This window comes from uncultured Campylobacter sp., assembly GCF_938045535.1.
Classification (GTDB): Bacteria; Campylobacterota; Campylobacteria; order Campylobacterales; family Campylobacteraceae; genus Campylobacter_B.
Window position 1 is genome coordinate 1 of the sequence record NZ_CALIMQ010000264.1, and the last position, 7,605, is coordinate 7,605.

6 protein-coding genes and 1 pseudogene are annotated in these 7,605 nt (G+C 48.2%); all 7 read right to left on the reverse strand.

The features are described 5' to 3' along the window. Positions 1-114 precede the first annotated feature (114 nt). A complete protein-coding gene (locus Q0095_RS08295) occupies positions 115-468 on the reverse strand; it encodes a hypothetical protein (RefSeq protein WP_297883059.1) in 354 nt (117 codons plus the stop codon). 217 nt (positions 469-685) lie between these two features. Next, positions 686-1,324 (reverse strand): annotated as a pseudogene (locus Q0095_RS08300) (ABC transporter ATP-binding protein); the annotation flags it as partial. A gap of 1 nt (position 1,325) precedes the next feature. Next, the gene (locus Q0095_RS08305; RefSeq protein WP_297883061.1) at positions 1,326-2,459 is read right to left on the reverse strand and encodes an FtsX-like permease family protein; all 1,134 of its coding nucleotides are present in this window, start codon (positions 2,457-2,459) and stop codon (positions 1,326-1,328) included. Next, positions 2,446-3,690, reverse strand: coding sequence for an ABC transporter permease (locus tag Q0095_RS08310; RefSeq protein WP_297883063.1), 1,245 nt, complete (start codon positions 3,688-3,690; stop codon positions 2,446-2,448). The genes Q0095_RS08305 and Q0095_RS08310 overlap by 14 nt, the downstream gene beginning before the upstream one ends. Continuing rightward, on the reverse strand, positions 3,690-5,108 hold the full coding sequence (locus Q0095_RS08315) for a Fe-S-containing protein (RefSeq protein WP_297883065.1): 1,419 nt from the start codon (positions 5,106-5,108) through the stop codon (positions 3,690-3,692). The genes Q0095_RS08310 and Q0095_RS08315 overlap by 1 nt, the downstream gene beginning before the upstream one ends. A gap of 387 nt (positions 5,109-5,495) precedes the next feature. After that, entirely contained in the window at positions 5,496-6,017 is a 522-nt protein-coding gene (locus tag Q0095_RS08320) for an iron transporter (protein ID WP_005869331.1), read from the reverse strand. Positions 6,018-6,031: 14 nt separating this feature from the next. Beyond that, positions 6,032-7,498, reverse strand: a complete 1,467-nt coding sequence (locus Q0095_RS08325; protein WP_297883068.1) for an FTR1 family protein — start codon at positions 7,496-7,498, stop codon at positions 6,032-6,034. Between the last annotated feature and the right edge of the window lie 107 nt (positions 7,499-7,605).

Sequence of the window (7,605 nt, forward strand, 5' to 3'; positions counted from 1 at the left end):
CGAACTTGGAGGCGAGCGAGGTGCCGTCGCTGCTTAGATGGTGCTTCCATCCGTCGCAGCCTGCGAGCAGTAGCGCGAACACGGCGGCAGCAACTTTTAAATTTAAAAATTTTATCATCTAAAACTCGCCTTCGGGCGCGCTAAATCGGCCTTTAAATTTGCGTTTGAAATTTTAAAATTTGCGGCGCGATCTGGACGGAAATTTATATCGCGATCCGCGCTGAGGCGTATGTCGCGATCCGCGTCGTAATACGCGCCCGTAGCGTTTTGGTTTTTAAAATTTAGACTTTTAAAATTTTTACCCACTCCGCTTGGCTTTGCATCGGCGCTTGATCTTTCAAGGCAAACGGCTTCGGCGGGACGTGCGTAGCAAAGAGCCGCTCCCGTTCGCGCGAGCTTTGTGCGAACCCAAAAAGAGCGTGCGCAGGCGGTGAAATTTTTAAATTTTAACGTAGCTTTATTTTTCATCATTAAAAGCTAAATTTTACGCACCGGAATTCTGCGCGCCAGAATTTTCGGCATCGAAATTTTCGCCGCCCGAATTTTGCGAGGCGGGATTTTGCTCGCTCGCAGCTTCGGCGCTAGAGCTTTGCGAAGCGCTTTTGTTTGGATTGCGATCTGAAATTTTATCCTGTGAGCCGAGATTATGCTTCATCGTGCTTTGATCTAAAAGTTCTATTCGATCGAGCTTGCCGTGTCTTAGGCGCACCACTTTGTCGGCAAATTTGCCGAGCTCTTCGTTGTGCGTGACCAAAAGCAGCGTCTTGCCCTCGCTGCGAAGCGTCTGAAAGAGCTGCAAAACCACGCGCTCGTTGGCCTCGTCGAGGTTGCCCGTAGGTTCATCCGCGATGATGATGTCGGGATCATTGATGAGTGCACGCGCGATGCAGACACGCTGCTGCTCGCCACCGCTAAGCTCGCTAGGGCGGTGCGTGATGCGGTGTCCGAGCCCTACTTTCTCAAGTGCTGCCTTGGCGCTGTCCTCGTCCACGCAGCTGTGGTAGTATTGATTTAACATAACGTTTTCGACGGCCGTTAGATAGGGGATTAGGTGAAACTGCTGAAACACGAGACCGATCTTTTTGCGGCGAAATTCTAAAATTTGCTCGTCGTTTAGCGCGCTCGCGTCGGCTCCGCCCAGGATATATCTGCCCGCGGTGGGGGTGTCCATCAGGCTTAGGATATTTACGAGCGTGCTCTTGCCGCTGCCGCTTGGGCCCATTATGCTGACCCACTCGCCGCTTAAAACGTCGAAGCTGATATTATCGAGAGCCTTAACCTCGCCGAAGTATTTGCAGATACCTTCAAATTTTAAAATTTCCATGTCATTCCCTTAATAGATTCGCTAAATTCGGATTCAGCGCCTTTTTGATCGGATAGTAGCTTGCCGCGAGCGCAAAGATCAAGCTCAGCGCGACCGCCGCAAAGAGGCTAATCAGCCTAAAATCCACGCTGCTTGAAAATATCAGATGCCCCAGTAAGATCGCGAGCAAATATCCCACGAATACTCCCGCTAGCGAGCCTGCGACGCAGACGGTTAAAATTTCGCTCAGGATCAGGTGGAGCAAATTTTGCTTGCTCGCGCCGATTGCGCGGATGAGCGCAAACTCTTTGATGCGCGAAAGCAGGATCGAGCTAAGGCTCGTGTTGATGCAGACCGAGGTGATCAGAAGGATCGTAATGCCGATAAGAAGCATCAAAAGCTTGATTTTGTTTAAGATGATGCCCTGGGTCTTGGATACTTTGCCGATCGGCGCGAAGCTCATCTGCGCGTCGCTAAGGCTTTTTGAAATTTCGCTTAGCTGCTTAAAATCGCCGCTTACGATCGCTTCGGCGTAGTTTACCTGCGCAGGCTGATTTAAAATTTTTTGCGCCAGCGGCAGCGATATTAGCAGCATGCCGTCCTCTTTCTGCCCGTCATAGACGATGCCTTTTATCTTTACCTTGCTCGTTTCGTTTGAGCCGATCGGCGTGATCTCGATACTATCGCCAAGCTTCGCGCCCAAAAGTTTGGCGAGATCCTGCCCGATGAGCGCGTTTTTATCGTCGAAATCCACGCCGATAAACGAACCCTCTTTGAGATCTAAAAACGGCATAGTATCGCGCAGAGAGGAGAAATTTACGCCCATGATGATGCCTGAGTTGACGCCTAAATTTGCGCTGCCGAAAAGGTATTTATTCGCGCTTTTTAGTGCGGGGATTTTAGCGAACTTTGCATCGAGCGCCGCTTCGTCCATATGGGAATTTTCTAAATTTGCGGGGCTTATGATTAAATTTGCGCCGTAGCTGTTTAGCTCGCTGGCGACCTTTTTATCGATGTCGGCGTAGATATTTACGAACGCCGCACAAACTGCGCTGCCTAGCATGATCGCGACAAAAATCACGAAGCTGCGAATGCCGCTGTTGATGATACTTTTAAAGATCGCGCTTCTGAAAAACGCTCCGTTATTTCCTGCCATAAAGCACCTCCGCAGGCAGTAGCTTGATCACTCCGCGTAGCGGTAGAATCGAGCCGATAATGCAAATAAGAAGTCCAAAGACTATGCTAAGCGGAAAGACCATCAACGACACGCCGATGAATGAGCCGAAAATTTGATACGCGATCGCCCAGCTAAGCACGTAGCCCACGACTGCGCCCACGAGTGAGCTTGCTACGCAGATGACAAAAATTTCGGCGGCGAACTGGATATAGATCATAAAATTGCTCGCTCCCAGCGCCTTAAGCAAGCCGATCTCCTTTTTACGTTTGTAAATTTCGCTGCTTAGCAGGCTCGTGATGCAGATGCTTGAAATCAGCAGCGACAGAATGCTTACGACGCCCATTAAATTTTGAATTTTTTTCGTGATGCCGCTTTGAGCTTCGCTGACACTAAGCACCGCCTTGGCGCTTGCGTTTGGATACTCCTCGGTGATCTGATATGCGATGGAGCTAACGTATGCTGAGCAATACCAGGTGTCGTATTCTGTGGCGTCTAGATTATCGAGACTCCTTCTTGCCTTTACGGACAGATCGTCTTCGGGGATCGTCATGGCGCTAACTTCTGCCTTAGCGATGAGGCCCTCTTTGTGCGTTAGCTTTTGCACCAGCGATAAATTTGCGATCAGCTTTTTGGCTTCATCCTCCGCGCCGTGCAAAATTCCTACGACCTTAACCTCATAATCTCCAAGCTTAACCGTATCGCCGATCTTTAGCCCTAGCGCGTCGCCTGCAAGCACCTCGTCATCAGCGCCGTCTTTTACCCACTGCCCCTCTACGCTCCAAAACGGATAGAGCGAGCGCACGCCCGATCTGAAATCAGGCTCGTCGCTAACGCCCACGTCCTTTTCAAAGTAGGTCCCCACGACGTCGTAATCTCCCGCGCGGGTAGTTAAAAAGGGCGCAAAGGCGGTGATATTGTTGCGCCAAAAAATTTCTTTGATCTTATGCAGTTCACTCTCTTTTAAAAAATCATCGTTTTTAAGCGGCGAGTATTCGCGCCCACCGATCTCGATACTTAGGCTTTGCGAACGCGGCAGCACGACGATATTTGAGCCGTAGCTGCGTAGCTCCTTAGCGACCTCATCGCCGATTTTTAGCGTGATATTTAGCATACAAGCGATCAGCGAGACCGATAAAAATATGGTCAAAAACGCTAGAATTTTGCTATCCCTGGAGTTTAAAATGGAGGATTTGATGATGCGTAAAAACATTATTTAAGCTCCTTTAGCGTGCCGTTTTCATCTACATAGCGCTCGGGATGCGCGGTAAAGGCGTTTGCATTCGCTTCGCTTTCGAAAAAGTAGGTGCGTCCGTAGTAAAGATAGCTAAATTTAGAGGTGTTTAAAATTTCTTTTCTACTGACCGGATCGATCACCTTTTTATCCACGATCTCCGAGAAATAGGACGCGCTGTCCTCGATCGTCTTAAGCGCGATGACGATATTTTGCCCCTCTAGCTTATAATCCAGCGGAATCGGATTGCAGCCGCCAAGCTTGCCGACGCTCGGCAAAAAGATACGCACGTTGCAAGCGATGCAGATGAGCTCGTCGCCTTTTTTGATATAGCCCATATCGCCGCAGATCGAGCACGCGTCAAAAACCGCGACCGGAGCAAATTTGTCCGTGAAGCGGTTTAGTAGAAAAAACCTGACCTTATGCCCGTCGTCGGTGACGTAGGCAAAGCGGTGCAGCTTGCCATCTTTTACGATGTTTGCATCGATTATGAATTCCGCGCCTTGCGGCTCGATAATCTTAGGCTCATCGATCGTAGGCGGTTTTGAGGCGACCAAGATATAATAAAGCCCCAAAAAGCTGATTAAAACCCCAAGCGATAAAATCAGGCTAAAATCTCTAAAAATGGCGAATCTGCCCGCCTTAACCTCTCTAAATTTTATAATGTCCGCTTCGCGAGGCAGACGCCTTGGCGCACGAAATGCCGTAAGTAGCGCAATTAGCGCGGCTATAAGGCAAAGAGCTAGCGTCAGATAGGAGTTGTTGTAGTGGATGATTTTAGCGATGACACTTAGAAACTCGGACGAGCCGATCGCGTTTGAAAGCCCTTCAAAACCCTTCGCAGCTAGCGCTTTGGGCGCGTCTGCCTGGCGCAGATCAAGACCCAAAAAGCCGATTTTGGCGATGAAGGCAAATGCCCACGCAAGAGCGAATGACGCCAGCTTTGCACCTCTGCTCGCGCGCACTAGAGCTGAGCGATAAATAAAATAGAATAAAATGAGAGCCAGTGCACCTAAAACCGCCATGAAGAGGTTGGTTAGGCTAAAGCTATCCAGCAGCTCGCCGGAGAAAATTTTAAAATTCATCCCTATGAAGCGGTATTCAAATCCATACGCGCAACCAAGAGCAAAAATAACTATAGCGGTAAGATAGAATCGCTTAAGCCTAAACGCAAACAGTAGCGCGAGCAGCGTTAAAAGTGCGAGCGCGTCAAATATAATCTTGCCTGTATCGGCGTTTGCCGAGCGCGCAAATGCGCTAAAGCACAGCGCCCCGAATGCAGCTCCCAAAAGCGCGGGCAAAAACGATGCGCCAATAAAGCGCCTGCCGCCCAGATACGCGCTTAAAAATGCAAGCGGAAACAGAGCCAAGCTAACGTGATAAAAAAATATCGTCATCAAAAATCCTCATCGAGCCTAATGCGCGTAAATCGCCTATAATTGCTTAAATTTTAAAATTTTAAAACCTACGCCATTTTGTAAATTTTAAAATTTCAAATCCGCTTGCAAAAAATTTGCAGCGTCAAGAGCCGCCCGCAAAGAGAAATTTCGCCTCGCTATTGCTTTGGTTTTGTCTCACCCTCGCGACGTGCTAAATTTTAAAATTTTGCCGCAGCTAAAAAGATTCGTAAGCTTAAACGCATTAAAGCAAAAACGATGCGCTTTGACTGCGGCGTAATGGCAAATTTAAACGGGCTAAAGTAACCGCCTTAAATTTAAAGCGTGCGGCTAAACCCAATACCGCTAGAGCTCCGCCAAAACGGACTCGGCGGAGCCTGCTACGATTTACTCTTTAGGAGCGCCTGTGTATTGGAAGGTGTATTTAACCGAGAACGGTTCCCACCATTTGCCTACGCCGGTCGCTTTGTCTGCGTGGCGGCCAAATCCGTTGGCGCTTGGATTTTCGATGTTGTAGGTTAACTCGTAGTTGCCTACGCCGTTTACCATCTTGATATTGGCGCCGTAGTGAGGGCCGTCGCTAGCTACCATCGGCATGAAATTTCCCTTTTGAATCTTGCCGGTATCTAGGTTTTTAAGCACGTAAGCGATCTTTAGGTAAGGGATCCACTCGCCCTCGCCAAATCCGTTTGCATTGCCTTTGATAGCGTGGATATCCGCCTCAAGGTGGATGTCCGCCTTGCTAGGAGCTAGATCAATGCCTTTAGGCTCCATATCGATAGGCTGAAGATAAACGGCAGCGATCTCCATTCCATTTTGCTCAATCGGCTCGCCGATTGGATGCTCACCCGCCATTGCTATAACAGAGGCTAGGCTTAGCGCCAACATACCTGAAAAAATCTTTTTCATCTTTTCTCTCCTTATTAAGATTTGTTTTTTTGCTTATTTTTTAAGATTAAAATTCCTACGATTAGAAGCACGATCATCACCGCTTGCGGCACGAGGCTTTGGACGTAAGGATAAAATCCGATCCACGTAATCGTAGGAAGCCCGTCTATCACCGTAGGCACGAATACCTTGCCCTCGACTAGCTCCATCACGCCCTTGCCCACAAATACGACGGACATATAAAAGATAATGACTGACGTAGCGATGAAAAACGGCTTGATAGCGATTTTAAGCGAGAATTTTTTGATGACGATATAAACTATGATAAGAGCCGCTAGACCCGCTACAAAGCCTGCTGCTACCATGCTAGTAGCTGCTGGACTTTTAGCATCGAAAAGTAGTGCCAGATAAAATAGCACCGTCTCTGCGCCCTCGCGATAAACCGCTAAAAATACCGTCCACCAAAGCATCTTGCTATCGCCAGAGCTTAGGCTGTTTGAAATTTGACCTTGGATATAGGCGCTCCACTTTTTGGAGCTTGCATTTGAAAGAAGCCAAAAGCCCACATAAAATAGCAGAACTACGGCAATTAACATCACCGCGCCCTCCATCACTTCACGCGTTTGTCCTGCATTTTCGCTACCGAAGATATAATTCAACCCGTAAGCCGTAGCGATACTTAGCACAACCGCGACGCCAAGAGCGCTGTAAACGATATTTAGGTGCTTTGAGTTGCCGGATTTTATAAGTAGAGCGATGACCGCGGCTACGATGATGAGCGCTTCAAATCCTTCGCGCAAGATGATGATAAACGCGTATAAAAATAGATCCCAATTGCTTGATTTCTTCGTTAGCTCTAGGCTTTGGGTAAGCTGATCAAATAGCTTGTTTTGCGCCGCTACGATCTGCTCTTTGGAAGCACCCGCGCGCATAAGAGCCGAAATTTTATTAAAGCTTGCTTCGGTGTCTAGCTTAAGCTGTGTGTCTTTGGCACCGACGATATTCTCCATGCCGCTCTCTTCGTATTCATCAAAGTAGATATTACCGCTCTCGTCGATCGCATCATCAACCTTGCCGCTCTCGTAAAGCTGCAAAACCTTAGCCATCTTATCCTTGATATTTTGCACAATCGGCGTAAAATCCTTGCCTTCATCTTCGCTAGTATCGCTTTGTGCTAACGCAGTCTGCGGCGCTATGGAGTAGCTTTCTTGCGGCAAATCATTTACGGCTTTTAATGCTAGATTATCTAAAGTGTTTATCGCTTCGTCAAATTTTGATTTATCCGTATCCGCATCCTCGCGCAAGAGATTTCCGATAATTTGCTGGATTGATTGATCGGTCTGAGACGAGACATATTTTCGCACCGCCTCCTCTAGACGTTCGTTGCGGTAGATATCAAATTTCGCGCGATTTAGCGCAGCTTTTAGCGCAGCAGAGTCTTTCTTATCAAACGCAGCTTTAGCGTTATCCAGCTCAGTTTTAAATTCCGTATAGACGCTCATCCAAGGCGAGGTTGTACCGGACGCTGTAGAATTTACGCCTGAGGCTGGCGTGAGTGCTCCATGCTCAGAGATACCTAGAACCCAGCTACAATGGCCTTATCAGACTG

Excerpts from the sequence above, each read along its gene's own strand:
- Q0095_RS08295 (WP_297883059.1), bottom strand. The coding sequence starts at position 468 with ATGAAAAATAAAGCTACGTTAAAATTTAAAAATTTCACCGCCTGCGCA.
- Q0095_RS08305 (WP_297883061.1), bottom strand. The coding sequence starts at position 2,459 with ATGGCAGGAAATAACGGAGCGTTTTTCAGAAGCGCGATCTTTAAAAGT.
- Q0095_RS08310 (WP_297883063.1), bottom strand. The coding sequence starts at position 3,690 with ATGTTTTTACGCATCATCAAATCCTCCATTTTAAACTCCAGGGATAGC.
- Q0095_RS08315 (WP_297883065.1), bottom strand. The coding sequence starts at position 5,108 with ATGACGATATTTTTTTATCACGTTAGCTTGGCTCTGTTTCCGCTTGCA.
- Q0095_RS08320 (WP_005869331.1), bottom strand. The coding sequence starts at position 6,017 with ATGAAAAAGATTTTTTCAGGTATGTTGGCGCTAAGCCTAGCCTCTGTT.
- Q0095_RS08325 (WP_297883068.1), bottom strand. The coding sequence starts at position 7,498 with ATGAGCGTCTATACGGAATTTAAAACTGAGCTGGATAACGCTAAAGCT.